General features: G+C 41.5%; 22 protein-coding genes and 1 pseudogene. 6 read left to right on the top strand and 17 right to left on the bottom strand.

The window, feature by feature from the left end; translation table 11 throughout:
* Positions 1-101 precede the first annotated feature (101 nt).
* Complete coding sequence (locus tag OW255_RS06390; RefSeq protein WP_268116052.1) at positions 102-797, top strand: hypothetical protein; 696 nt, start codon at positions 102-104, stop codon at positions 795-797.
* 80 nt (positions 798-877) lie between these two features.
* Here the strand turns inward: OW255_RS06390 and OW255_RS06385 are convergent, their stop codons facing one another.
* From OW255_RS06385 to OW255_RS06370, 4 genes are all read right to left on the bottom strand, one after another.
* A complete protein-coding gene (locus OW255_RS06385; RefSeq protein ID WP_268116050.1) occupies positions 878-1,753 on the bottom strand; it encodes a LysM peptidoglycan-binding domain-containing protein in 876 nt (291 codons plus the stop codon).
* Between the two features lie 378 nt (positions 1,754-2,131).
* Complete coding sequence (locus tag OW255_RS06380; RefSeq protein ID WP_268116049.1) at positions 2,132-2,404, bottom strand: hypothetical protein; 273 nt, start codon at positions 2,402-2,404, stop codon at positions 2,132-2,134.
* A 435-nt stretch (positions 2,405-2,839) separates the two neighbouring features.
* Positions 2,840-3,445: a manganese catalase family protein gene (locus OW255_RS06375; protein WP_268116048.1), complete on the bottom strand. Its 606-nt coding sequence runs from the start codon at positions 3,443-3,445 to the stop codon at positions 2,840-2,842.
* A complete protein-coding gene (locus tag OW255_RS06370) occupies positions 3,429-3,584 on the bottom strand; it encodes a hypothetical protein (RefSeq protein ID WP_268116047.1) in 156 nt (51 codons plus the stop codon). The genes OW255_RS06375 and OW255_RS06370 overlap by 17 nt, the downstream gene beginning before the upstream one ends.
* A gap of 113 nt (positions 3,585-3,697) precedes the next feature.
* On the opposite strand from OW255_RS06370, the gene OW255_RS06365 reads away from it, so the two are divergent.
* Positions 3,698-4,363 carry a DUF3298 and DUF4163 domain-containing protein gene (locus OW255_RS06365; RefSeq protein WP_024836734.1) on the top strand — a complete coding sequence of 222 codons (666 nt, stop codon included), beginning with the start codon at positions 3,698-3,700 and terminating at the stop codon, positions 4,361-4,363.
* A 34-nt stretch (positions 4,364-4,397) separates the two neighbouring features.
* Here OW255_RS06365 and OW255_RS06360 read toward each other — a convergent pair whose 3' ends face one another.
* Complete coding sequence (locus tag OW255_RS06360; protein ID WP_024836735.1) at positions 4,398-4,748, bottom strand: phosphatase domain-containing protein; 351 nt, start codon at positions 4,746-4,748, stop codon at positions 4,398-4,400.
* Between the two features lie 256 nt (positions 4,749-5,004).
* Positions 5,005-5,163, bottom strand: coding sequence for a hypothetical protein (locus OW255_RS06355; protein WP_197029662.1), 159 nt, complete (start codon positions 5,161-5,163; stop codon positions 5,005-5,007).
* 92 nt (positions 5,164-5,255) lie between these two features.
* On the opposite strand from OW255_RS06355, the gene OW255_RS06350 reads away from it, so the two are divergent.
* A complete protein-coding gene (locus OW255_RS06350) occupies positions 5,256-6,704 on the top strand; it encodes a recombinase family protein (protein WP_024836736.1) in 1,449 nt (482 codons plus the stop codon).
* A gap of 58 nt (positions 6,705-6,762) precedes the next feature.
* On the opposite strand, the pseudogene OW255_RS20965 reads toward OW255_RS06350, so the two are convergent.
* The 3 genes and pseudogenes from OW255_RS20965 to OW255_RS06335 form a co-directional block, all read right to left on the bottom strand.
* A pseudogene (locus OW255_RS20965) lies at positions 6,763-6,858 on the bottom strand (manganese catalase family protein); the annotation flags it as partial.
* Positions 6,858-7,193 carry a spore coat protein CotJB gene (locus OW255_RS06340; protein ID WP_331485810.1) on the bottom strand — a complete coding sequence of 112 codons (336 nt, stop codon included), beginning with the start codon at positions 7,191-7,193 and terminating at the stop codon, positions 6,858-6,860. The gene OW255_RS06340 and the pseudogene OW255_RS20965, both read right to left, overlap by 1 nt.
* Entirely contained in the window at positions 7,193-7,309 is a 117-nt protein-coding gene (locus tag OW255_RS06335) for a spore coat associated protein CotJA (RefSeq protein ID WP_268116046.1), read from the bottom strand. The genes OW255_RS06340 and OW255_RS06335 overlap by 1 nt, the downstream gene beginning before the upstream one ends.
* A 19-nt stretch (positions 7,310-7,328) precedes the next feature.
* Between OW255_RS06335 and OW255_RS06330 the strand changes: the two genes are divergently transcribed.
* The gene (locus OW255_RS06330) at positions 7,329-8,360 is read left to right on the top strand and encodes a hypothetical protein (RefSeq protein WP_268116045.1); all 1,032 of its coding nucleotides are present in this window, start codon (positions 7,329-7,331) and stop codon (positions 8,358-8,360) included.
* A gap of 96 nt (positions 8,361-8,456) precedes the next feature.
* Here OW255_RS06330 and OW255_RS06325 read toward each other — a convergent pair whose 3' ends face one another.
* Positions 8,457-9,791, bottom strand: a complete 1,335-nt coding sequence (locus tag OW255_RS06325; RefSeq protein WP_268116044.1) for an FAD-dependent oxidoreductase — start codon at positions 9,789-9,791, stop codon at positions 8,457-8,459.
* 153 nt (positions 9,792-9,944) lie between these two features.
* Here OW255_RS06325 and OW255_RS06320 point away from each other — a divergent pair, with 153 nt between their 5' ends.
* Complete coding sequence (locus OW255_RS06320) at positions 9,945-11,339, top strand: GGDEF domain-containing phosphodiesterase (protein WP_268116043.1); 1,395 nt, start codon at positions 9,945-9,947, stop codon at positions 11,337-11,339.
* Positions 11,340-11,381: 42 nt separating this feature from the next.
* Here the strand turns inward: OW255_RS06320 and OW255_RS06315 are convergent, their stop codons facing one another.
* From OW255_RS06315 to ileS, 5 genes are all read right to left on the bottom strand, one after another.
* Entirely contained in the window at positions 11,382-11,834 is a 453-nt protein-coding gene (locus OW255_RS06315; RefSeq protein WP_268116041.1) for a CBS domain-containing protein, read from the bottom strand.
* A gap of 106 nt (positions 11,835-11,940) precedes the next feature.
* Entirely contained in the window at positions 11,941-12,699 is a 759-nt protein-coding gene (locus tag OW255_RS06310) for a peptidoglycan DD-metalloendopeptidase family protein (RefSeq protein ID WP_024836742.1), read from the bottom strand.
* A gap of 40 nt (positions 12,700-12,739) precedes the next feature.
* Positions 12,740-13,660: a SpoIID/LytB domain-containing protein gene (locus tag OW255_RS06305; RefSeq protein ID WP_268116040.1), complete on the bottom strand. Its 921-nt coding sequence runs from the start codon at positions 13,658-13,660 to the stop codon at positions 12,740-12,742.
* 110 nt (positions 13,661-13,770) lie between these two features.
* Positions 13,771-16,230 carry a glycogen/starch/alpha-glucan phosphorylase gene (locus OW255_RS06300; protein ID WP_268116038.1) on the bottom strand — a complete coding sequence of 820 codons (2,460 nt, stop codon included), beginning with the start codon at positions 16,228-16,230 and terminating at the stop codon, positions 13,771-13,773.
* 21 nt (positions 16,231-16,251) lie between these two features.
* The gene (gene ileS / locus OW255_RS06295; protein WP_024836745.1) at positions 16,252-19,365 is read right to left on the bottom strand and encodes an isoleucine--tRNA ligase; all 3,114 of its coding nucleotides are present in this window, start codon (positions 19,363-19,365) and stop codon (positions 16,252-16,254) included.
* 1,189 nt (positions 19,366-20,554) lie between these two features.
* On the opposite strand from ileS, the gene OW255_RS06290 reads away from it, so the two are divergent.
* Positions 20,555-22,018 carry a nicotinate phosphoribosyltransferase gene (locus OW255_RS06290; protein WP_268116036.1) on the top strand — a complete coding sequence of 488 codons (1,464 nt, stop codon included), beginning with the start codon at positions 20,555-20,557 and terminating at the stop codon, positions 22,016-22,018.
* A 66-nt stretch (positions 22,019-22,084) separates the two neighbouring features.
* Here the strand turns inward: OW255_RS06290 and OW255_RS06285 are convergent, their stop codons facing one another.
* Together OW255_RS06285 and OW255_RS06280 are read right to left on the bottom strand one after the other, a co-directional pair.
* Entirely contained in the window at positions 22,085-22,996 is a 912-nt protein-coding gene (locus OW255_RS06285; RefSeq protein ID WP_268116035.1) for an ROK family protein, read from the bottom strand.
* Between the two features lie 151 nt (positions 22,997-23,147).
* Positions 23,148-24,872: an ABC transporter ATP-binding protein gene (locus OW255_RS06280; protein ID WP_268116034.1), complete on the bottom strand. Its 1,725-nt coding sequence runs from the start codon at positions 24,870-24,872 to the stop codon at positions 23,148-23,150.
* Between the last annotated feature and the right edge of the window lie 2 nt (positions 24,873-24,874).

Genomic DNA, 24,874 nt, shown 5'->3' with positions numbered 1-24,874 from the left:
AAGTTAATTCATTACTCAAATAATTCTTGTATATCTTTCATTGCGTCCTATTACCATCTTTTGTATAATAAGATATAAATAACATAATTATGGGGGGAGCTATGAAAAAATTAAAAGTATTATTAACTACAGCATGTATTTCTTTCCTGTTTTCAATGGAAGCCTTTGCAAATTGGGTACAGGTTGATAGTGGACAATGGAAGTATGATTTATTTGGTACTTATATATCCAATCAGTGGGTTGAGGATGAGGGAAACTGGTATTATCTAGATGATAACGGCATTATGTTGGCAAATATTACACAGGATATCAACAGTGCCAGCTATACATTTGATACCTCCGGGAAATGTATGAATCCCGGCACAATAGATTATAAAAATACAAAAGCATTTATAAGGGAAGATATTGGGTTTTCAGTAGATATTCCGACAAAAGTGACTACAGATGCATTTAATACAACAGATGAAAATTTTTCCATTGAATCTGAAGATTTTTATATTAATTTGGGATTTGCTAATATCGAATCAGACCTAAATCCTTGGGGTTATGGACTTCAAGCAGAAACTCAGTTTTGTAAGGATTACCAAAATGAAGCCGTTCAAGTTAGTACCTCATATAAAAAATTAGGCGATTTTTATATGTATTATAGAGAATATCTATTATATAACTCTGCCTATATTGACTTCTATAGTTATGTAGAAGATCATAAGGTAATTTCTATCGTTCAAGTTTCATACAGCAAATCTAGCAGGGAAAGATCAACGGATATTTTAAATACACTTAAAAAGATATCATAGTTTACACTAAAATCGATTTGGACTTGTGTCAGTAATATGTAGACACAAGTCCAAGTATTTTTTACCTTCTATAAAAGATACTATATAAAAGTAATTGCTGCGTCTCCCGCACGAGGAAAAAAGCCAGTTTGACCTGTATTTACAATTTGAACATAATCATAAACTTGATATCCTCCTCTTGGTCCCTCCTCTTCTAAATTGGGGACAAACCATTTCAATACTACTATCTCAGATCCCTTTGGCACTTCTATTGTATCTGATTCTGTTGATAAGTACGAATTGTTCATAGTGATATGGACTCTATCTAATCCCATAGATTTTAATCCGATTCTTCTTATCGCAATTTTAGCAAAATCTGATATATAATCTTCATTTTTAGTAAATGGAATCAAAGCCTTCAACACTTTGCCATTAAGAGCAAGCCTCCCAAGGCTGATTATTGCATTTAACCGTACATCTTCGCATGGATTTGCTAATAACTCTAATAAAGGCTGTATAGATGCCTCACCATAAGCTAACCATTGAAATGAACCGAGATAATAAATTCCATGATCAGCTATACCGTTTATAAAACAATCGTCGCCCGGAGTAGTTTCCCATAATCTTTTAAGGTCTTCTGGGTTGTCATAATATAAGCCAGTGGTTAACAATTCATTTCCACTGTATAAGACATTGGAATTTTGTATGTTATTTATTATAGCTAATAATTCAGTTGACATTCCAACTTGATTTGCTATACAGTCTAACGTATCACCAGGTCTGGTAATATAAAATGGACCAGCCCCTGCCTTAGGAATATCTGATTTGGATATGTCATCGGGTATTAGCAAAGGCTCACCCTCTGCGATAAAATCTGGATTGCAGATTATATTCGCATCTAAAATGGAAGGAACTGTAGTTTTAAATCTTTCAGCAATTTTAAATAAAGTATCATTTGATTTTACAACATATATCATATTAATTCCTTTAATCTTTTTATTATTATATTCTGATATAAAAGATAGTGGAACTATTATATTTAAAACGTAGCTGAGGGTTACGTATAAATTAATACTGATAAAATCTGAACATATGAATTAATTATGAGGGTCTCAAAAACCTTCGAGAAAAAATCAGCACAATTTTTGCTCTCGAATCTCCACATACTTCCAGTTGTTTGTTTTGCGGCTAGCAAACTCACATCCTTTATAGTCAGAAGTTGTTTATATGAATAAAAGCTATAACATCTCTCCTATACAAAAAGGTAGTATCGTCTTTGATACAACAAAAAGAGCGGGGATTTAATCCTCGCTCGTTCTATCATAAATATAAAATATCTACATACTATCTTTATTTCATTTATTATTCATTTGATCATATAAGGATGCGATTTTATCTCTATTTTCATATTCAGTAGTCAAGATTTCTCCAATAAAAATGAATATAATACCAAATAGAATACTTGCTATTATACCACTAATTGCAACGCCAAAATTATAAGATCCATTAACATATCCACTACTGTTATATGACACTAATCTGTATGCATTACCTGCAATAAAACTTCCTATAATACCAATTACAATTACTCCCCAACCTAATGCATTTGCTAAATCATTCTTACTCACAATTATTTCCTCCCATACTTTTAATACTCCTATAATATCATTTATTAAAAAAATTTGGAAGTTAAATGGAGATTTAAAGCTGTTTTTAAAGGATAGGAATATGCCCTTGCTATTCTTCATTCTTTATAAAACAATCAAATTAAAAGAATATAATTATATAACCATTGTAATTTTTCAAACTATATGTACCACGTTATTTTCAAATTTAACTTTATTGTACTGCTCGTATTTGCTGAGAAATTAATTACTTATTCCCCTTCATTATTGTTATTTTTTAACTCCTCTAATACGTATAAATAAATTTAATATTTTAATATATAAAGCTAGCATCCAAAATTAAATTAATATCATATAAACTCTATTTTATCGGTTATTCCTTTTTTTACTAAATATAAAAAGCGGCTGCAGCATAAATACGCTGCAGCCCGATCATTTTTAGCATGGTTTTCTAATATCAAAACTTGGATTAAATGCGTAGAAGTTCTTGCTATCCAGATTATCCTGAGTGATGCGGAGTGCTTCACCGAATCTCTGGAAATGAACGACTTCTCTTTCTCTTAAGAAACGTATCGGATCACATATTTCGGGATCTGTTATGACACGCAGAATGTTATCATAAGTACTGCGCGCTTTCTGCTCTGCTGCCATATCTTCTACTAAATCAGTAATGGGATCACCCTTTGACTGGAATTCACAAGCATTCTGGGGAATTCCACCTGCTGCCTGAGGCCAGATACCTGTTGTATGATCAATATAATACGGTCCAAAGCCTGATTCTACTACCTGCTCTGGTGTAAGGTTTCTGGTAAGCTGGTGAACGATTGCTGCTACGATCTCCATATGAGCTAGCTCTTCCGTCCCGATATCCGTTAAAAGACCTTTACACTCTTTATACGGCATAGCATATCTTTGAGAAAGATAACGCAAGGAGGCACTTATCTCTCCATCGGGTCCACCTGAGTTCAAAAACAGATATTGAAAGCAAACAGGAGGAAGTTTATAATGGACTTCCTCCTGCTTGTCTTTATTCCTCATTTTCATATTGTTTACGGTTCTCTTCATATCTTAGGGTATTGGGACCTAGAAACTTACCGGTTTCCCAGTGGTTTTGGAAGGTCTCAGGCCTGTTGTCTGTTTTTTTCGCATTTTCTTGTGCTTTGGCTTTTTCTTCTTTTTTCATAATCATCACCTCATAATTAGTCTGTCCCGTTGACAGGGAATTATGTAAAACAAAAACTCATAATCTTTTAAACTTATCCATATATTGTAGAAACATTCCTTTGCGAGGCATTTATGCAGACGATTACGAATAAGACACTTGCAGATACCCTTTATTATGAGGATATCCCTGTTCTTACCTATACAATTCACTATCCATACTTTACCACCACCTGTGGTTACACAACTGCCTGGAGGATTAACAACTTTTATAGATTTCAGGCGAAACAAAAAGAGAATTACGCTCGTACCACACTTTATAAGGAGGCAGTGGAGCAGGCAAAGTATCAAAAGGAAAATAATTACCCATTTAACAACTATGAAGTTCTTTCCATCTATCAAATTACATACAACAATAACTGTATCGTTAGTCTCTATACTGATTATTATACGTATTTGGGCGGAGCCCATGGAACTACAGAGAGAACGTCTGAGACCTGGGACTTTCAAACAGGGAAACGCCTCAGTCTTTCTGATTATTTTCCTGATGATCCTATGTTTATGGAATCCATTCTTGCTGAAATCAGCAGGCAGGTAACAGATCGTCTGGAAAAAGAACCTTCTACCTATTTTGAAGATTACCCTTCTCTAATACAGGGGAACTTTAATATAGAAGGATTCTACGTGACACCTGAGGGAATCGTCATTTATTATCAGCAGTATGACATAGCCCCATACTCAACAGGAATACCAGAATTTTTATTACCATTTCAGAACTGCACGAAAAATTCTAATACATAGATAACAGCCCTGGTCAAGTGTTCCAGGGCTTTCCTTATTTCTTATTCCAGGGTTTAAAAGAACGTATTTGGCTTAACAGTGTAGATGGATCTCCCTGAAAGCAAATAGCTCTGTCGTCTATATAGCAGATGGCTGGAACCTTTTCCCATTTAATATCATCCACCTGGATCTTGTACTCTTTTAAATACTCTTCAATTGCCTTTTTTCCTTCTGCACTTGATGCCCTGGAAGAGACGACCACTACGTCATAGCCTGCAGCTCTGATGCTATGGATGGCCTCCCTGATTCCTTCTACCGGCTCATCCGGTATCACTTCCGCACTTACGTAACGCTGTTTATAGCTATGGATCACACCATCAAAGTCAAATACCACTGTCCTTTTCACGTTTTTCCTCCTTTAATCCCACATCAAATTTTCTCTACTCATTACATTTTGGCCCCTTTGATACAATCCTATTCCTTGGAGGAAATGACTCCACCATTTGCATCATCTATTTCACTAAAACATCACATTTTCTACAAATTATCAACACATATAACCTGTATATTAACATGTATAGAAGGTAATAACCCTTTTATTCAAAACTTTTTCATACTCAGCCGGCAGGATGGTATCATTCTGCCGGCTTCCTCCATTTAACCTATTTTAGTGTCTTAATACGCTGATAGCCCATGGATTCCATAAATTTGTCCTGTAGCACTTCTGCTATTTCCTCTCTTTTTTCCTTTGGCAATGAATCTATAAGAATCGTTTTACCATTTATTTCTATGTAATTTTCTATTACCGGCATTTTATTCATATTCTCCGCCCCTTCCTGATAAAATGTATGTGACATGGATTGTACTTGTTTCGCCATTTTCCATGGGGCAAGCAGAAAGAAGTGATTATAGATTGAAAAGATATGAATCCAATGAAACCGGGGCTGCTTATGTAAGGGTAAGCACCAATGATCAGACTGAATTATCACCAGCTGCTCAGGTAAGAGAAATTATGAAGGCTGCAAAAGCAGATGGTATTATCATTCCAAAAGAATATATTTTTATAGAAGAAAGAGGAGTAAGCGGCCGCCGTGCTGATAATCGGAAAGAATTTCAGCGAATGATTTCCATTGCAAAATCACAGCCCTCTCCCTTTCAGTATCTTTATCTATGGAAATTTTCCAGATTTGCAAGAAACCAGGAGGAAAGTACCTTTTACAAAAGTGTTCTCCGTAAGAAATGCGGGGTAACCATCAAAAGTGTATCAGAGCCTATTATGGAAGGCATGTTCGGACGTTTGATTGAAAGCATTATTGAATGGTTTGATGAGTACTACTCATTTAATCTCTCCGGAGAGGTAACGCGGGGCATGACAGAAAAGGCCCTAAGGGAAGGATATCAGACTACCCCTTGCCTTGGTTATACTGCCCGGGGAGGTGGAAAGCCGTTTCTTATTCAGGAGGAAGAATATAAAATTGTGGAATTCATTCACCAATCCTACCATAACGGCATGGATTTATCTTCCATTGCCAGAGAAGCGAACGAAAGAGGGTATTTGACCAAGAGAGGAAATTCATTTGACAGACGTTCCATCGAACGTATATTGACCAATCAGTTTTATAACGGGATTGTCATATGGAAAGACATATCCTTTCATGGGTCTCATGAAGTAAGAAGCTCCGTGACCTCTGTCTTTCATGACAATCAGAGCCGGCTTCAAAGGGAATTTCGCCCCAGAAACAGAAGAGAAAGCTCCGATTGCAGGCATTGGGCCTCAGGTCTCCTGACTTGTGGTTATTGCGGGGCAAGCCTGGGGTGCAACAGAGCTGGTAAAACAAATCTTAAAAATGGTTATTTTCAATGCTGGCGGTATGCCAAGGGGACTCACTCCCAATCCTGTAGTATTACCGTAAGCAAAGCAGAGACTCTTATTCTGGAGTCCTTAAAAAATGTCCTTGATTTTGGGGAACAAGAATGTGAATATAAAAAGAAGCCAGATTTAATAAAGGATGACGAAGCAGAAAAAAATAAAGCAGCCCGTCTGAGGAATGCGGCTAAGCTGGCAAGAATTAAGGAAGCATACGAAAAAGGAATTGATTCCATAGAGGAATATAAATGCAGCAAAGAGCGCTTAGAGAGCGAAAGAATGGAATTAGACAGACAATATAATGATATAAAAAGAAAACTGGTTGATAATGTCGGTAAGAAAAACAGCCGGCAGCTGTTCAAAATCAAAAGTGCTTATGAAATATTATCCGACCCAGATACCGATAACACGATTAAAGGGACTGCTTTAAGGACTATTGTAAAAAGAATCGTTTATGATAAGGAGCGTAATACGGTGAGGTTCTTCTATTATTAAAGTACTATAACCAGTAGAACCAGGGTTCTTTTGTGAAAACTTATCTGCTGTTACAATAAGGCCCGCCGTACTGACTCATAATGAAAGTGGCAATCTTGGGATTGGGAGTGGTAATGTTTACCGGATACTGTAATCTTTTTTCATATCTCCACATCAGCCGCACACTCCTTCCCATGGCCATGGATCATTAATCCAGGTCCAATAATTTTTATCCATAACACCATCTGTCATCAGAGGGCCACACTGCTCTTCATACGCCTCAACTGCTCTTCTTCTTAAATCTGAAACATAATAATAAAAGTTTAATGCATCCTTATCACAGGGATGAGTGTCAAGATACAATACCACGTCATCCAATGCAAAACTGGCTTGGTAAACATGTTTTAATAACATATCGCAATCCACGTTACTGCCCATGGTATTGCCCATGTTACAATCCATGTTACAATCGATGTTACAATCCATGTTACAATTCATATTACAACTCATCAGCGGCACCCTCCCATCGTAAATGGTTTAAATAAATCAGGGAAAATTGTACCCATATTTATTGCTGTTTCAACAGAATAAACCTGCTGCCAGTTCTGCCATGGCACATAAGCCATTCCAACTGGATATTGGTCAATGCATTCGGTAGCTGCTTCAGCAGCGGGAGGCGGACACCAGCCCGGACATACGTTTGGAGCTGGAGACCAGCAGGGACTCGTAGCTGGAGATGTGAATGAGGGCTCAGGACATTTTGCCGGCATCACGCAGCTTGGTTTTTCTGGACATTTTGCTGGTTTTACACAGGAAGGTTTTTCTGGACATCTTGCCGGCATCACACAAGATGGTTTCTCCGGACACTTTGCTGGCATTACACAAGAAGGTTTCTCTGGACACTTTGCTGGCATTACACAAGATGGTCTTTCCGGACATCTTGCCGGTTTCACACAGGAAGGCTTTTCTGGACATCTTGCCGGCATCACACAGGAGGGTTTCTCTGGACATTTTGCTGGCATTACGCAGGAGGGCTTCTCTACACATTTTGCTGGCATTACGCAGGAAGGCTTTTCTACACATTTTGCTGGCATTACGCAAGAGGGTTTTTCTACACATTTTGCTGGCATTACGCAGGAAGGCTTCTCAACACATTTTGCTGGCATTACGCAGGATGGCTTTTCTACACATTTTGCTGGCATCACACATGAGGGTTTTTCTACACATTTTGCTGGCATCACTCTTGCTGGCATTACGCAAGAAGGTTTCTCCGGACATCTTACTGGCATCACACAGCTTGGTTTTTCTACACATTTTGCTGGCATTACGCAGCTTGGTCTCTCCGGGCATTTTGCCGGCATTACGCAGCTTGGTCTCTCCGGGCATTTTGCCGGCATTACGCAGCTTGGTCTCTCCGGACATTTTGCCGGCATTACGCAGCTTGGTCTTTCCGGACATTTCATTGTACAATTATTTGCAGCGCTGTTTGATACGTTACAGCATGGTCTTTGGTTCCAGGAACATGGGCCAACAGAAATATCCTGGCGGCTCAATGGTATGGGAGCTGGTACTGGATCATTGGTCCTTGCCGGGCCTGAGCCAAGAGGCATATCAGGGCGGATTACCGTACCGGGGCTCATAGACATATCAAAGCCCATAGCAGGCTCCCATGGGTAGGATGTACCGTTACGGTCGAAGCCGTCGGGATATCCTTGTTTTGCATAACAATCCATAGGATGTTTGACTCCTTTCAATTATGAAAAGTTTCTACTATCAATCTATGAAAGGAAGACTCTGTTGTGCAGGGCCAGCAGAAATTTTTCCACTTATTTCAAAGCCCGAGCCATGGCAGGGGCATTCCCAGCGCTTGTCATATTGGTTCCAGATCAATCTGCATCCCATATGGGGGCAATTGACTGCTCCAGGCTTAACTCCTGCTGACAATCCTTTTACTGACTCCAGGCCATGTTCTGCAAACCTCAGAGCGGACGCTTTTATATGATGTCTCTGAGGAGAAAATACGGCGTCATAAGGCGTTCTCTTACCAGTTATCTGCATAGAAAGCATTTTAGCGGCTACCATGGAAGAGCTCATTCCCCATTTGCCAAAGCCGGTGGCAACGTACCAGTCCGGGCGGAAGGCTGAAAATGTTCCAATATAGGGAATGCTGTCTAAAGTCATACAGTCCTGAGCCGTCCAGCTTCGAAACTCTTCTGCCTGATGAAATAAATGCTCTGCCGTATGCCGCATCGTAATAAATGGGTCCGTATCCGGTGCTTTCCCCGTCCGATGGCTCCCAAAACCCAGGAGAAGCTTTCCATCGTAATTTCTAAAAGAATAGGCTTTTTTATCCACTCCCAGATACATTCCCTCAAGATCCTCAACCGGACCAAGCTCCATGACATAGCTTTTTTCCTGATACATTTTTGCAAAATAAAATCCAGGCACATTAACAAAAGGATAGTGAGAAGCAAAGACAATCTTTTCTGCCTTTACTACACCTCTGTCCGTGATTACATCATGTCCCTGTACTTTTAATACTTTTGTCCGTTCATATACAGTGATCCCGGAGGAAATCTCTTTTATAAATTCCAGTGGGTTAAATTGTGCCTGACCGGTAAATCGAACAGCCCCGCAAACTGGAAATGGCAGCTTTGTCTCTCTGACAAAAGAGGCTGGCATACCAAGCTCTTTTGCTGACTGGACTTCCTCTAAAAGTTTTTTTGATTCCTGTACGGAATAAAGATAAGCATCTTTTTTCTCATAATGGCACTGAATGGAGTATCGTTTGATCAGCTTTCCATACTCCTCCACAGCTAACTGATTTGCCTTTCCGTATAGTCTGGCAGATTCTTTACCAACGGATTTTTCCAGTTTATGATAAATTAAATTGTGCTGAGATGTGATTTTTGCAGTGGTAAAGCCTGACTGTCCGCTTCCTATGCGGTTCGCCTCCAATACAACGACGTGAACTCCATGTCTTTGCAAATAAAATGCAGTCAAAATTCCAGCCATTCCAGCTCCTATGATCACAACCTCAGTCCGTTTGTTTCCTGTCAGGGAATTACGTCTGGGAATTAATGTTGAATCCATCCAAATTGATTTCATGTTTAACCTCCTGCATGCGTTCCATACCAATAGTATTCTCCCAATTTTTAGAATAATGCTTATGAATTTCCTGCCAATTATTTCTTGCTTTCACCCATTAATTGTCATACAATAACTTAAGACACAGACTGAAGAAAACAGGAGGCAGATTCAATGAGTTGGTTCCGAAAAACAAAAAACAAACCAGACGGGACGGTGGTTAAACCACAGGTTGAATCACAGGCCGAATCAACGGCTGAATCAGCAGCTGAGAAATATAAGCTGGAACGGGATACCTTCTATAAGCATTTAAATCAAGCCATGGAATCAGGAGAACGAGGCGTTGTATTAAAGCTTTACATTGAAAACTTCAAGCGCCTGAATCAGATTTTCGGATATGATTACTGTGAATCTCTTTTAGAACAGATCCTTGATTTTTTAAGGGAATTGACACAAAAGAACGTTTATCATTATATTGGTGTGGAGTTCATCATTATTTTGGACGGATATACCCAGGGTCAGGCTCTTTATCTGGCAGAAGATGTGGCAGAACGGTTTGACCGGGCATGGAAAGTGAATGGTACCGACTGTCTATGCTCAGCTCAAATGGGAATTTGTTCCTATCCCGGCCATGCGGAAACGACGGATCAGATGCTTAAATGTCTGGATCTTGCTGTTTCAAAAGCGGGAGAAGGCGGACCTAACCAGGCTGTTGTTTTTGATACCGCATTGTACCAGCAGCTTCTGAGAAGACAAACCATTGCACATTATCTAAAGACAGCTCTTGAAAACGATGAGGTGGAAATTCGTTACAGGCCTACTCTAAATGCAGGTACAAAGGTATTTGTCCGGGCAGAGCTTTATATGCGCATCTTTATTAAGGGTCTTGGACTGATCGGTGCAGGTGAATTCCTGCCCGTGGCGGAAGACTCCGGGCAGATTAAAGCCATACAGTACTACGGACTGAAACAGGTGTGTGAGTGTATTTCAGGGCTTCTTAAAAAGGGTTGTGAGTTTGAATCTGTGGCTCTTCCCATCTCCCCGGTACTTCTTTTGCAGGAAGACTTTCCCCAGGAAGTGAAACGGGAGATGGAAGAATATGGAATTCCCAAGGGAAAGCTGGCTTTGGAAATTCAGGAATCTGCTCTGACCACGGGATACCTAAATGCAAATGTCACGTTGCAGACCTTAAAGGATTTAGGGGTTGAGCTGATTCTTAATGAATTCGGTTCCGGCTATTCGGGAATTTCCACGATTTTAGACCTTCCGGTGGATACGTTAAAACTGGAGCGTTTATTTGTTTGGCAGCTGGAAACCAATCCAAAATCCCGGTACATTATGGAAGGCCTCATCCGAATGGCAAGAGATTTAAACCTTACCATAATTGCTGAGGGTGTGGAAACAGAAAACCAGGTAACACTTCTCACAGAAGCAGGGTGTAATTACCAGCAGGGATTTTACTACTCTCCTACCTTGGAGAAACAGGCGTTGTTACAAATCCTTGGTACGTCCTTAGATGATTCCATTCCTCTCCTGTCAGAAGAAAAGCAAAAGATGAGCCAATCATAAAAAAGAAGCGCTTCCAGCCACCGGGGCGGGAAACGCTTCTTTTTAATATTCATTTCCAATCACTGACTGGCTTTTCACCGCCAGTTTTTGTACTTCCTGAGACTTTTCATAGAAATAGCGGATAATATCCTTGCGTGTAATTATCCCGATGAAATTCTTCTGGTCATCTACCACAGGGACGAAATTTTGCTTTAGTGCTTTATCGATTAAGCCTTCCATATCAGAATCCGCATAGACCGGACGATTGTCAGATCTTCTGTCAATGGCCGCCACAGTTACCCGCTCTGATTCTTTCAGGCTTAGATTCAGCTTGTTCTTAATCCCCCAAAGCATGTCCCCTTCAGTTATGGTACCAACGTATTTCCCCGTACGATTAATAACAGGTATGGCTGAGTACTTATGATACTCCATCTTCTCCAGCGCCTGGCGCAGAGAATCATCCTCGTAAATATAAGCCACTTCGTTCTTAGGTGTTAAAAAAAATAATATGTTCATAGCCACACTCCCCGTTTATTGTTCGGTATCAGTATAGCAGATGACTCTTAATCGTGTATGAACAATTTATTATTTTTTTATAACTTTTTTCCAGAAGTTTTTATTGTTATTTCATCTGATTCAGAGGATCAATGGCTTTGTCCTCATGGGTAATTTCGAAGAATATGTTTGCTCCTTCTACGGAATAATACTTGGTAGGTTCAGCCACATAGCCTAATACCTGACCTTCTTTCACATATTCATTTTCCTTTACCTGCATCTCTTTTAACTGACCGCAGACAGCAGTATATTTGTTGCCCATATCAAGAACAACGTAGTTACCAATTTCTTCATTGGCTCCGATTTCTTTCACCTTAGCATTAGCTGGTGCGACAACCGGTGTGCTCACATCTCCCTGGATCACAACGCCTGGATTGCATTTATACTGGTCCAGAGTTGGGAAGTAGATGGTGGAATCCATGCTGTAGTCTAAAATGACATTTCCCTTTACCGGCCATGTCATTCTGGTTGCATCGGTAAAATTAAGTACCATAGACTTTGCAGCATTTTTGTCTGTTCCGGCTTTTACTGCTGGTGCCTGTGTTTCCTGCTTTGCAGTTGCTTTTGCTGAATCAACTGCCTGCATTTCTTCTTTGCTCTTGGTTGCATTGGAATCTCCTGCAACGGCTACTTGTGTTTCCTGGGGAACTGATTCCTGAACAATCATATTGCTCTGATCCGGAACTTTGAGATAAGGGCTTTCTCCTCCACCATTTCCTCTTTGTACAGTAATAACTCCTGCTGCAGCTACTATAGTCAGCAGGCCTAGAACCAACAGGACAAGGAATACTTTATCCTTGAACATTTGACCTATTCTCTCTTTCACGTTTATCACCTCGGTAATATTCTTACCAAGTGTGAAAGAGTTATACAGGATTAATCACAATATTTTTATAAAAATATGAGAGAATTTTTTCTGCGGTCCACCCCTCGTCTGCTTTGCATTTTGCCCCGAACTGGCTCATGCCGTATCCATGGCCGATTCCCTGGCATACAATGCGGATTCTTCCCTCATATTCTTCAAAGGAATAGGAAGTGGACGGCAGCCCAAGGGCACGCTGGATATCTTCTCCGCTGTATGTTTTGGTACCAATCTGAATCTGTCCCACATAGCCGCCTTCATCCCGGCTGATAATCTGAATGCTTCCTGGAATCTGATCTGCCTTTACCGGCACATCTCCTGCTATCTGATTGATTTTTCCTGCAAAATCTTCTTTGCTTAATTCATTCACCGATAAATATCCCTCTGCTTCCACATCTCTTTTGCATTCAACAGGCTGCAGATAAGGGTGATTATCATCTCCCTTTCTTGTCTTACCAGTGCTGGCACGATGAAACAGGGGATCTATCAAGGTATCGTTATAGGTCATAACCATCTTTGACGTAGAGCGCACGGCATCCTCAATGAGTGTATAGCTTGCCACAAATGATTCGCTGCCCCAAAGCCGCTCCATCTGTTTTTTTTCCAGGTACTCCATGTGAAGCTCTGATTCGTTAATTTCATTTTTGCCATTCATTTTACCATAGATATAAGTCCTTGCAATGATTGCCTGGGCTCTTAAGGCTTCTTTTCCATAGTCAGCTGGCATCTGTTTTGCCACAACTCCCGGGAGATATTCTTCCACATCCATGGACGAAGATGCGCCTTTTCTATCAAGGATAATGGTCTTTCCGCTCATTTCCAAAGGAAAGCTCTTTTTTTCTTCTATTTTACCCGTCCAGGCCAAAGTTATTATATAAGGAAATAACAGAGCGATGATGCATGCCATTGTTATTTTTTTCACCATAAACATACCACCTTTCTGCCTGGATAGAGAGTGTAACTTAATTTTGTCCAAGGCCTCTTTCAATATATGCAAAAAAACGCCCCGGAATCACTTCCGAAGCGTTTTAATCTTTATTCTTCCAGCTCAACTTTTACCTTACTTAAGTGCCAGATATCATTGACATATTCTGTTATGGTTCGGTCTGAGGTGAATTTGCCGCTTGAGGCTACATTTAAAATCGCTGCCTTGGCCCACCATGCTTCATCCTGGTATGCAGAAGCGATTCTGCTTCTTGCCTCTGCGTAGGACTTAAAATCCTTCAGGATAAAATAGGTATCTGCCCGGTCACTGCTTATGGTATTTAATAAGGAATTATAAATGTCGCGGAACAGCTCCGGGTCTTCCGGGGAATAGTAGCCGTTAATCAGCTGCATAAGCACCCGGCGGATCTCATAATCCTGATTGAAGATTTCCATGGGGTCGTATCCGCCTTCTTTTTCATAACGGATCACTTCATCCGAGGTCATGCCAAAGATGAAGGCATAATCACTTCCCACTTCCTCTACAATTTCCACATTGGCTCCATCCATAGTTCCAAGAGTGAGAGCGCCGTTTAACATAAATTTCATGTTGCCGGTACCAGAGGCTTCCTTACTGGCTGTGGAAATCTGCTCGCTGACATCAGCCGCCGCAAAAATAATTTCTGCATTGGAAACCTTATAATCTTCAATAAAAACTACTTTGATCTTGCCATTAATACTCCGGTCATTGTTGATTACCTCAGCAACTGCATTGATCAGTTTTATGGTCAGCTTCGCTCTCTTATATCCGGCGGCTGCTTTGGCTCCAAAGATAAAGGTTCTTGGAACCATCTCCAAATTTGGATTATCCTTTAACTGATTGTATAAGTACATAACATGAAGTATGTTTAGCAGCTGGCGTTTATACTCATGAAGCCGCTTCACCTGTACATCAAAGATGGATCTTGGGTCTATCTCGATTCCGTTATGTTCCCTGATATAGTCTGCCAGACGGACCTTGTTCTGATACTTGATATCCATAAATTCCTGCTGGCATTTAGGATCCTCTGCATAAACGGCCAGGCGGTGGATGTGAGGAAGGTCAACAATCCAGTCCTTCCCGATCTTCTTTGTCACCCAGTCCGCAAGGAGAGGATTTCCATGAAGAAGGAACCGTCTTTGGGTAATGCCGTTTGTTTTGTTGTTGAATTTATCCGGCATCATCTGATAAAAATCTTTTAATTCCTGATTCTTTAAAATCTCTGTATGAAGCCTTGCAACTCCGTTGACGGAAAAGCCGCCTACAATGGCCAGATTAGCCATGCGGACCTGCCCGTCATAGATGATTGCCATGCTTTTTACTTTATCCTGATTGCCGGGATACATCTCCATGATCGTTAGCTGGAACCGGCGGTTTATTTCTTCTACAATCTGATAGATTCTTGGAAGGAGTCTGGAAAACAGCTCAATGGGCCATTTTTCAAGAGCTTCCGACATAATGGTGTGGTTGGTGTATGCACAGGTCTTTGTGGTGATCTCCCATGCCTCATCCCAGCCCAGGCCATACTCATCAAGAAGGATTCGCATGAGCTCTGGAACGGCTACGGTCGGGTGGGTATCATTAAGCTGGAATACGGTCTTTTCATAGAACTTATGGATGTCCTCATGGGCTTCCATATATTTTTTCACGGCTCTTTGAACGCTTGCAGAGATAAAGAAATACTGCTGCTTTAAGCGTAATTCTTTTCCAGCATAGTGGTTGTCATTGGGATATAAGACTTCTACAATGGTCTTTGCCAGGTTTTGCTGCTCCACAGCCTTTTGATAATCGCCTTTATCAAAGGAATCCAGGCTAAAGGTGTTGATGGCTTCTGCATCCCATATACGAAGGGTATTCACCACATTGTTTCCATAGCCTACAATGGGCATGTCATAAGGCACGGCACGGACGGACTGATATCCCTCCTGCACAAAACGTTCCTTTCCATTTTCCCATACAGTATTGACGTAACCGCCGAATTTTACTTCGGTGGCATATTCGGCACGGCGGATTTCAAATGGATAGCCATTTTTCAGCCAGTCATCCGGCACCTCTAACTGGTATCCATTCTCGATCTTCTGTTTAAACATACCATAACGATAGCGGATTCCGCATCCGTATGCCGGATAGCCAAGAGTTGCCAGGGAGTCTAAAAAGCAGGCCGCAAGACGGCCAAGGCCGCCATTGCCAAGAGCCGGGTCCGGCTCCTGGTCTTCAATGGCGTTTAAATCAAAGCCCAGCTCATCTAAAACTTCCTTTACCTCTGGCTGCGCCATAATGTTAATGATATTGTTTCCAAGTGCACGGCCCATTAAAAATTCCATGGAAAGATAGTAAAGCGTTTTTACATCCTGCTTTTCATACTCCTTATGGGTCGCGATCCATTCATCGATAATCACATCTTTTACTGCATAGGCAACTGCCTGGTACATCTGCTCTTTCGTCGCCTCATCTACTGTCCTGCGAAACACGTTCTTCATATTAAAGAGAACGCTTTTTTTAAAGGTTTCCTTATCAAATCCCATGCCCATTCCACAAAACCTCCTCACCGTTTACTGAATCTTTTCCACTCCTAAGGTCACGTTTTCCCCGTTAATGTTCCATTCTTTCACATATCCGGCTGCTGTTCCAAATTGAATGCTGTCTGCAAGGACCTCGCTCTTTACTTCCTCTTCGTTGTCCTTTAAGATTCCTTCAATGGCTTCATTGTCCTTACTGTACACCAAAATGTGATCCATGACTTCAAAACCAGCTTCCTTACGCATGGTCTGAATCTTGCTGATCAGCTCACGCACAAAGCCTTCTGCTAAAAGCTCTGGTGTCAGATTGGTATCCAGTACTACGGTTATGGTATTATCTCCCTCAGATACATATCCTTCTGTCTGAGCGGTATCAATGAGTAAATCTTCTTTGGTGAGCACTACTTCTGTTCCGTCAAAGGTAAAGGTGAGCGCTCCGGTTTCATTTAAGGTATCCATTGCCTCATTTCCGTTGATTTCAGAAAGGGCATTTTTAATGCTTCCAAGCTGTTTGCCGTATTTTGGACCTACGGTCTTTAACTGTGGCTTGAAGCTGTAGGAAGTGAAATCACGTACATCATCGGTAAATACTACCTTTTTCACGTTCAGCTCTTCCTCAATGATCTCCTGATAAAAAACAGGCAGGCTGTGAGGTGCTTTTACGAACATCTGGCCGATAGGCTGACGGTTTTTGATGTTAGCTGTATTTCTTGCAGCACGGCCCATTACTACGATTTTTAATACTTCATCCATATCTACTTCTAACTGCTTGTCGATAAAGGATTCTTCTGCAACAGGATAATCGCAAAGGTGAATGCTTTCCGGTGCTGTTTTATCCACTGCGCAGACCAGATTCTGATAAATCTGCTCGGTCATAAATGGAATGAGAGGAGCTGCGATCTTACTTACGGTCACAAGGGCTGTGTAAAGAGTCATATAAGCATTGATTTTATCCTGCTCCATTCCCTTTGCCCAGAAACGCTCTCTGCTTCTGCGGACATACCAGTTACTCATATCATCTACAAATTCCTGAAGAGCTCTTGCGGATTCTGGAATCTGATAGTTCTCAAGGCAGGTATCCACTGTTTTTACCAGTGTATTTAACTTGGAAAGCAGCCATTTATCCATGACTGGAAGCTTTTCATAATCCAGAGAGTATTTTGTCGGGTCAAATTCATCAATATTCGCGTAGAGCACAAAGAATGCATAGGTATTCCAAAGAGTACCCATAAACTTACGCTGTCCTTCCATAACTGCTTTTCCATGGAAACGGTTTGGAAGCCATGGGGCACTGTTTACATAGAAGTACCAACGGATGGCATCGGCTCCATATGTCTCAAGAGCATCAAACGGATCCACCGCATTGCCCTTTGACTTACTCATCTTCTGACCATTCTCATCCTGGACGTGGCCAAGAACGATAACATTCTTATAGGGCGCCTGATTGAAAATAAGGGTGGAGATGGCAAGAAGGGAATAGAACCAGCCTCTTGTCTGATCCACAGCCTCGGAAATAAAGTTAGCCGGGAACTGCTGTTCAAATAAGTCCTTGTTTTCAAATGGATAATGATGCTGTGCAAATGGCATGGAACCAGAATCGAACCAGCAGTCAATGACTTCCGGGACTCTCTTCATCTCTTTGCCACATTCCGGACAGGAGATGGTCACTGCATCAATATATGGGCGGTGAAGCTCAATTTCATCCGGACAATTACCAGACATCTTCTTTAATTCTTCAATGCTTCCAATGGCGTGCTGATGGCCGCATTCACATTCCCATACATTAAGAGGAGTTCCCCAATAACGGTTTCTGCTGATTCCCCAGTCCTGAACGTTTTCCAGCCAGTCGCCGAAACGTCCTTTGCCGATGCTTTCCGGAATCCAGTTGATGGTATTGTTGTTGCGGATTAAATCCTCTTTTACAGCAGTCATCTTGATAAACCAGGATTCTCTTGCATAATAGATGAGAGGAGTGTCGCATCTCCAGCAATGTGGATAGCTATGTTCAAAGACTGGAGCCGAGAACAGGAGTCCCCTTTCTTCTAAATCCTTTAAAATCATTGGATCTGCCTTTTTACAGAACACACCGGCCCACTTGGTCTCCTTTGTCATCTCTCCTGCTGCATTCACCAGCTGTACAAAAGGAAGATCGTATTTTCTCCCTACCTTATTATCATCCTCACCAAAGGCTGGAGCGATATGAACCACACCGGTACCATCGGTCAGAGTTACGTAGGTATCACAGGTAACAAAGAAAGCTTTTTTATCAGGATTTACAAAGTCAAATAGTGGCTCGTATTCCTTATACTCTAAATCCTTGCCCACAAAGGTCTCAAGGATAGAATAGCCTTCTTCTAACACCTTTTCGCAAAGAGCTTCTGCCATATAGTAGGTATATTCTCCGCTTTTTACTTTTACATAAGTCTCGTTTGGATTCACACAAAGACCTACATTGGAAGGAAGGGTCCAAGGAGTTGTGGTCCATGCTAAAATATAAGCATCTTCCCCTTTTACCTTAAAACGCACGATTGCGGAGCGTTCTTTTACATCCTTATAGCCCTGAGCAACCTCGTGGCTGGAAAGAGGAGTTCCACAGCGCGGGCAGTAGGGAACGATTTTAAAGCCTTTATAAAGAAGACCTTTTTCCCAGATCTGCTTTAATGCCCACCATTCTGATTCTATAAAGTTATTTTCATAGGTAACATAGGGGTCATCCATATCGGCCCAAAAGCCAACCGTCTTTGAAAAATCCTCCCACATCCCTTTGTATTTCCAAACGCTTTCCTTACAATATTTAATAAATGGCTCCAGACCATATTCCTCGATCTGCTCTTTACCGTCAAGTCCAAGGTGCTTCTCCACTTCCAGCTCTACCGGAAGTCCGTGAGTATCCCAGCCTGCTTTACGTGGTACGTCATACCCTTTCATGGTACGGTATCTTGGGATCATATCTTTAATAACACGGGTTAACACATGCCCGATGTGAGGCTTACCATTGGCCGTTGGGGGACCGTCGTAAAACGTATAGGTCTCCGCTTCTTTCCGGTTCTCCATGCTCTTTTTAAAGATTTCACGGTCCTCCCAGAATTTTTCAACCTCTTTTTCTCTCGCTACGAAATTCAAGTCTGTAGGGACTTTTCTGTACATATTTGCGACCTCCATTTCTTTTATATAAAGAGTCTGACTTGTCAGACTCAGGCGCTGACGCGCTGTCACTTCAGTGACATCTTCCTCTTAAGCGTCATGTGCATCCTGCCCGGCAGGGCTTTTTACGTAATAAGAAGCACTTAATATTACATAAAAAAAAGCCACGTCCCGTAATCAGGACGAAGGCTATACTTACGCTTCGTTATACCACCTATTACCGCATACCAACATATGCTTTTCTTTAACGCAGAAACTACGTCCTGACCTAATGCCAAAGCGTTCAGCCGGAAACTCCGGAGTGATATTCGATTCCAGCTACTTTCACCAGGTTTCCACCCTCCCCGGCTCTCTGTCCATTTCGCTGAGACCTACTGTCTCCATCAACGTTTTTATTTTTAATATAAGGAGATATTTTTCTTATATACTTCCTAATTATAGGGATTTGGAAATGAAATGTCAAGGCCATTTTAGATTGGAAACAGGAAGGCAAAAAAGAAGAACGGGTACCGAATCATATTCATGAAATTCGATACCCGCCCTACATGCTTTCATCCATTCGTTTCTAATTACCTTTCTCTCGTTATTTTCCTTTGGCAATCCTTGGATGCTCTATATGAATTTGTTCCGTTCCCTTTTGTCTTTATAGCCTTATCTACCATCTTACTTTAACTGCTTTCCTGATTTATTCTTCTATCTTGTTATTTTACTGCCTGGGTTAATTTGATTACATGAATCAAATAAGTTGATTCGGGGAATATTCCCTTGCAGTTATAACGAATGATAGGCATATATGAGATTGGTAAATATTTGTTCTGCAAAAGTGAAACGGTTGGTCCTATTGCCTGATGTTTTAAAAAATCAGGCTAAGTTTACATTTTTGGTGGAATCGACCTCCTTTTCTACCTGCCATCTTTCGTAATACCATTGGAAAAATGGATTTGTTTTTATCTTTTGTTGATGACTTTATTATATACCATACCCTTCTATTTTGCAAGTCTTTTTAAAATTATTTTAAAAATAAATTATTAATTGTCATATTGTATAGCTTTATTCTGATAATTTAAACTGTTTCGAAAATTTCTTTATTGTTTCTGATCTTGTCGATATTGTTATTTTTTTATCAATTCCATTGTTTTTTTGTAATCTTGTGGTATAATGTGCGAAAAGGATTTGTAAAAGGAGAAAAACTATGAGCCAGCGAAATTTGACTTTATTAACAGATCTCTATGAATTAACCATGATGCAAGGGTATTTTAAAGAAAAGGACGCCAACGAGACTGTCATATTTGATGCTTTCTACCGCAGTAATCCAAGCGGTAACGGATATGCTATCTGCGCTGGCTTAGAGCAGGTCATTGAATATATAAACGAGCTAAGCTTTAACCAGGAGGATCTTGATTACTTAAAATCAACCGGACTCTTTGAAGATGACTTTCTTGAATACCTTCGCCATTTTAAATTTTCCGGCGATATTTATGCCATTCCGGAAGGAACCGTAGTATTCCCAAGAGAGCCACTTATTAAAGTGATTGCTCCCATTATGGAAGCGCAGCTGATTGAAACAGCTCTCTTAACCATCATCAATCACCAGAGTCTGATAGCAACGAAAACCGCCAGAGTGGTTTATGCTGCCGACGGGGATGGGGTCATGGAATTTGGTCTTCGCCGTGCCCAGGGCCCGGATGCCGGAATCTATGGGGCCAGGGCTGCCATGATCGCAGGCTGTGTGGGAACCTCCAATGTATTGGCAGGAAAGATGTTCAACGTTCCCATTCGGGGAACCCACGCACATAGCTGGATCATGAGCTTCCCTGATGAGCTGACTGCATTCCGTAACTATGCAAGGCTATATCCTACCTCCTGTATTCTTCTGGTCGATACTTATGATACATTAAAATCCGGTGTTCCAAATGCCATCCAGGTGTTTAAGGAAATGAAGGAGGCCGGAATTCCACTTAAGAATTATGGAATCCGGCTGGACAGTGGAGATTTGGCTTACCTTTCTAAGAAGGCAAAGCGAATGCTTCATGAAGCAGGCTTTTCCGATGCCATTATTTCTGCTTCCAATGATCTCGATGAGACCCTCATTAACAGCTTAAAGATTCAGGGAGCCACCATCAATTCCTGGGGCGTTGGAACCAATTTAATTACTTCCAAGGACTGCCCTTCCTTCGGAGGCGTATATAAGCTGGCTGCCATCCTTGACCGAAAGACAGGGGAATTTGTACCTAAAATCAAGCTATCAGAAAATGCGGAGAAAATAACCAATCCAGGAAATAAGGTCATTAAGCGTATTTACAGCAAGGAAACCGGAAAAATCATTGCTGATTTGATCTGCCTGGACGGAGAGACCATTAAAGAAAGCCATTCCCTTTTACTTTTTGATCCCATTGAGACATGGAAGAAGACCCATCTGGCGCCTGAGACCTATACCATACGTGATCTTATGGTTCAGGTATTTAAAAAAGGAGAATGTATCTACCACTCTCCTGCTGTTATGGATATTCAGACTTACTGTACCAAGGAGCTTAACACCCTTTGGGAAGAGTCGAGACGTCTTGTAAACCCTCACGAAGTCCATGTGGATTTATCAAAGAAGCTTTGGGAGATGAAAAATGAACTGCTGGACAGCTATCATTTTACAAACTCCTGATTATGATTTTACAGCAAAAGAACAGGAGCATGACCAAAAAAGGGACATGCTCCTGTTCTTTTTATATTATTTCCTGTTAAGAAAATGATAGAGCGCTCCTCTTAAATTGGAGTCGTTATAATACTGACATGCTGTGATTTTAGGCTTTTTTACCGCCATTCCATAGGATGAACTTGGGTGGGCTTCAAACAGGTAATCAATCTCTTTTTTTATCTCTTCTAATAAGACTGGCTGCTGGCTGATGCCTCCGCCTATGGCGAAGATCTCCAGATCCAAAAGTGTCTGGAAATTATAGATGCTCCCTGCAAGCTTTTGCACATAATTACGAAGGACCCGGCAGGCTGTCTCATCTCCTTCATTGATCAATTCAAACATTCTGTGTCCGTCAATCTCAGATGGGTCAATCCCTGTCTCTTTGGCATAGGTACGTCCCAAAGCCAGAGAAGAACCGTTTACCGCCATATAGCTGTCTGAATGCTTTGGCTTATCGATATACAGGTTCAAAAAGCTGATTTCTCCAGCCGTATAATTAGTACCCCGGTATAGCTTGCCATCAATGATAATGCCCATTCCAACACCGGTTCCAAGAACAATAACCGCTCCGTTCTTTACACCCTTAAGGCTTCCATTCCATTGCTCTGCCATGGCAGCGCATTTTGCGTCATTGTCTACGGAAGAGGGCAGATGGTATCGTTTCTCTATTTCCTCACACAGGTTAAGGCCCATAAGGTATACAAGACCGCCTGCGGTATGCAAAAAGCCCGTTAAAACATCTACCTGTCCGGGCGTGCTGAACGCAATCCCTTCTATCTCCTGTTTTCTGGGCAGAACAATCTGATCTAAGACATGAAAGTAATCTTCTGCTGTTTTTTTATGGTCCGGGGTAGGCTCTTTGCCTTTCTCCAAAATATTGCCGGACTCATCCATTACAGCATACTTGATAAAAGTTCCTCCGTTGTCAATTGCCAAGTATTTCATCCTTCTCCTCCTGTCATTCTGATTCGTAACATGATTCTGAAACCATTGGTATCAGGAATCCATAACCCCTCCCGGATTCTTCTTACGGCTTCAGATATGTCCTATCTTATTATTTTGTGAAATAAAAGGCAATATGTTTTTGTTATATTTTTTAGTTTTTTGACGCCTCATGCAGTCTGGCATAGAGACCGCCCCGGGCAATCAGCTCCTCGTGAGTGCCGGTTTCTGCAATTCCGGTTCCCTCTAAAACAACAATCTGATCTGCATTTCGAATGGTAGAAAGTCTGTGAGCGACCACCAGCGTGGTCCTCTCCTTGGAGACTTCATCAAGTGCCTCCTGAATCTCCTGCTCTGTTTTTGTATCCAGGGCAGAGGTTGCTTCATCAAGGATTAAGATAGGAGAATTACGAAGTATAGCCCTGGCAATGGAGATTCGCTGCTTTTGGCCGCCTGAGAGCCGGATTCCCCGCTCTCCGATTTCTGTCTCATATCCCTGTTCCAGTTCTTTTATGAAGCTGTGTGCATTGGCAGCCTCAGCGGCTGCAATGACCTGTTCTCTCGTGGCTTCCTTCCAGCCATAGGCGATGTTCTCATACACAGTGCCATGAAATAAAAAGGTATCCTGAAGCACCATGGAAATGTTATCTCTGAGACTTTCTAAGGTCACATCCCGGATATCTACTCCGTCCACTAAAACAGCTCCCTTTTGGGGGTCGTAGAACCGGTTCACAAGATTGGCAATGGTACTTTTGCCAACACCTGTAGCTCCAACCAGGGCTACGGTCTGGCCGGGTTTTATGGTAAGGTCGACATTCTCTAAAATGGGGATTTCCTCATTGTATGAGAAGGATAAGTTCTTAAGCTGAATCTCACCCTTAACACGAGGCAGCTCCCTGGCTTGCTCCACTTCCTTAACATCAGAAACCTCGTCTATGACCTCAAAGACACGGCGGCACCCTGCGGCTGCCTCTCCTGCCTTTTCCACGAGACTTGAGAAGTTTTTGACCGGGCCGTAAAACATGGAAAGGTACATAACAAAGCCCACGATATCAGCAATGGAAACGGTACCAACGCTGATTAAATGGCCTCCATATACAATCACAATTACAGTTCCAAGGGCTGTTACAAAGGATAACAGGGGGTATGTAGTCTCAAAAAAGAAGCTAGCGCGAAGGTATGCCATGCTGTGCTTTTTTGCTAACTCGGTTACTTTTAATTCCTCCTGCTTTTGCTGGTTAAAAATCTGAATTTCCTTAATTCCAGACAGGTTATCCTGTACGGTTCCGGCTAACTCTCCTCTTATTCTGGAATTTTCTTTCCATACGGGAGAGACATGATTGCTCTGCCAGATGGTGATCCATACCAGTATGGGAACCGTTATAAGGCTCACAATGGAAAGTCTCCAGTTAATAGTAAAAAGAAGGGCTCCGACCCCTAAAAAGGTCAGGATATTCGTAACAAAATCAGGGATCACATGAGCCAGTAAAACTTCTGCATCCAGTGCGTCTATGACCACACGGCCGGTTAAGTCTCCGGTACGGCTTTTGTGGAAATACTTAAGGCTCATGCGCTGCAGCTTGCCATAAAGCCGGGTTCTTAAATCAGCCACATAATGTAAGGCTGCATAGTGATTTAAGTATCCGGAGGCGGAACTTCCTGCTGCCTGAAGGGCAGTGGCAAATAAAAGAAAAAGGCCGATGCGGAGAGCTTCTTTCCCGAAATCAGCAGTGCCCTCTGTGGCTAGCTTCGTCAGTTCCCGAAGGGCCCAGGGCGTATAAAAGCCTGCTGCGGTTGAAACAATCAGGGAAAGCAGAGCTGCGATCAAATGTATCCAATATTTTTTTGCTTCTCTGAATATTCGAAGGGAGGTCTCCATAA

This window comes from Lacrimispora xylanolytica, from assembly GCF_026723765.1.
Classification (GTDB): Bacteria; Bacillota; Clostridia; order Lachnospirales; family Lachnospiraceae; genus Lacrimispora; species Lacrimispora xylanolytica.
The sequence above is the reverse complement of the archived record's forward strand: the minus strand, read 5'-3'. Positions and strand labels throughout refer to the sequence as shown.

Excerpts from the sequence above, each read along its gene's own strand:
- OW255_RS06390 (WP_268116052.1), top strand. The coding sequence starts at position 102 with ATGAAAAAATTAAAAGTATTATTAACTACAGCATGTATTTCTTTCCTG.
- OW255_RS06385 (WP_268116050.1), bottom strand. The coding sequence starts at position 1,753 with ATGATATATGTTGTAAAATCAAATGATACTTTATTTAAAATTGCTGAA.
- OW255_RS06375 (WP_268116048.1), bottom strand. The coding sequence starts at position 3,445 with ATGAAAATGAGGAATAAAGACAAGCAGGAGGAAGTCCATTATAAACTT.
- OW255_RS06370 (WP_268116047.1), bottom strand. The coding sequence starts at position 3,584 with ATGAAAAAAGAAGAAAAAGCCAAAGCACAAGAAAATGCGAAAAAAACA.
- OW255_RS06365 (WP_024836734.1), top strand. The coding sequence starts at position 3,698 with ATGCAGACGATTACGAATAAGACACTTGCAGATACCCTTTATTATGAG.
- OW255_RS06355 (WP_197029662.1), bottom strand. The coding sequence starts at position 5,163 with ATGAATAAAATGCCGGTAATAGAAAATTACATAGAAATAAATGGTAAA.
- OW255_RS06340 (WP_331485810.1), bottom strand. The coding sequence starts at position 7,193 with ATGAGTTGTAATATGAATTGTAACATGGATTGTAACATCGATTGTAAC.
- OW255_RS06335 (WP_268116046.1), bottom strand. The coding sequence starts at position 7,309 with ATGGCTTATGTGCCATGGCAGAACTGGCAGCAGGTTTATTCTGTTGAA.
- OW255_RS06330 (WP_268116045.1), top strand. The coding sequence starts at position 7,329 with ATGCATTCGGTAGCTGCTTCAGCAGCGGGAGGCGGACACCAGCCCGGA.
- OW255_RS06325 (WP_268116044.1), bottom strand. The coding sequence starts at position 9,791 with ATGAAATCAATTTGGATGGATTCAACATTAATTCCCAGACGTAATTCC.
- OW255_RS06320 (WP_268116043.1), top strand. The coding sequence starts at position 9,945 with ATGAGTTGGTTCCGAAAAACAAAAAACAAACCAGACGGGACGGTGGTT.
- OW255_RS06315 (WP_268116041.1), bottom strand. The coding sequence starts at position 11,834 with ATGAACATATTATTTTTTTTAACACCTAAGAACGAAGTGGCTTATATT.
- OW255_RS06305 (WP_268116040.1), bottom strand. The coding sequence starts at position 13,660 with ATGGTGAAAAAAATAACAATGGCATGCATCATCGCTCTGTTATTTCCT.
- OW255_RS06300 (WP_268116038.1), bottom strand. The coding sequence starts at position 16,230 with ATGGGCATGGGATTTGATAAGGAAACCTTTAAAAAAAGCGTTCTCTTT.
- ileS (WP_024836745.1), bottom strand. The coding sequence starts at position 19,365 with ATGTACAGAAAAGTCCCTACAGACTTGAATTTCGTAGCGAGAGAAAAA.
- OW255_RS06290 (WP_268116036.1), top strand. The coding sequence starts at position 20,555 with ATGAGCCAGCGAAATTTGACTTTATTAACAGATCTCTATGAATTAACC.
- OW255_RS06285 (WP_268116035.1), bottom strand. The coding sequence starts at position 22,996 with ATGAAATACTTGGCAATTGACAACGGAGGAACTTTTATCAAGTATGCT.
- OW255_RS06280 (WP_268116034.1), bottom strand. The coding sequence starts at position 24,872 with ATGGAGACCTCCCTTCGAATATTCAGAGAAGCAAAAAAATATTGGATA.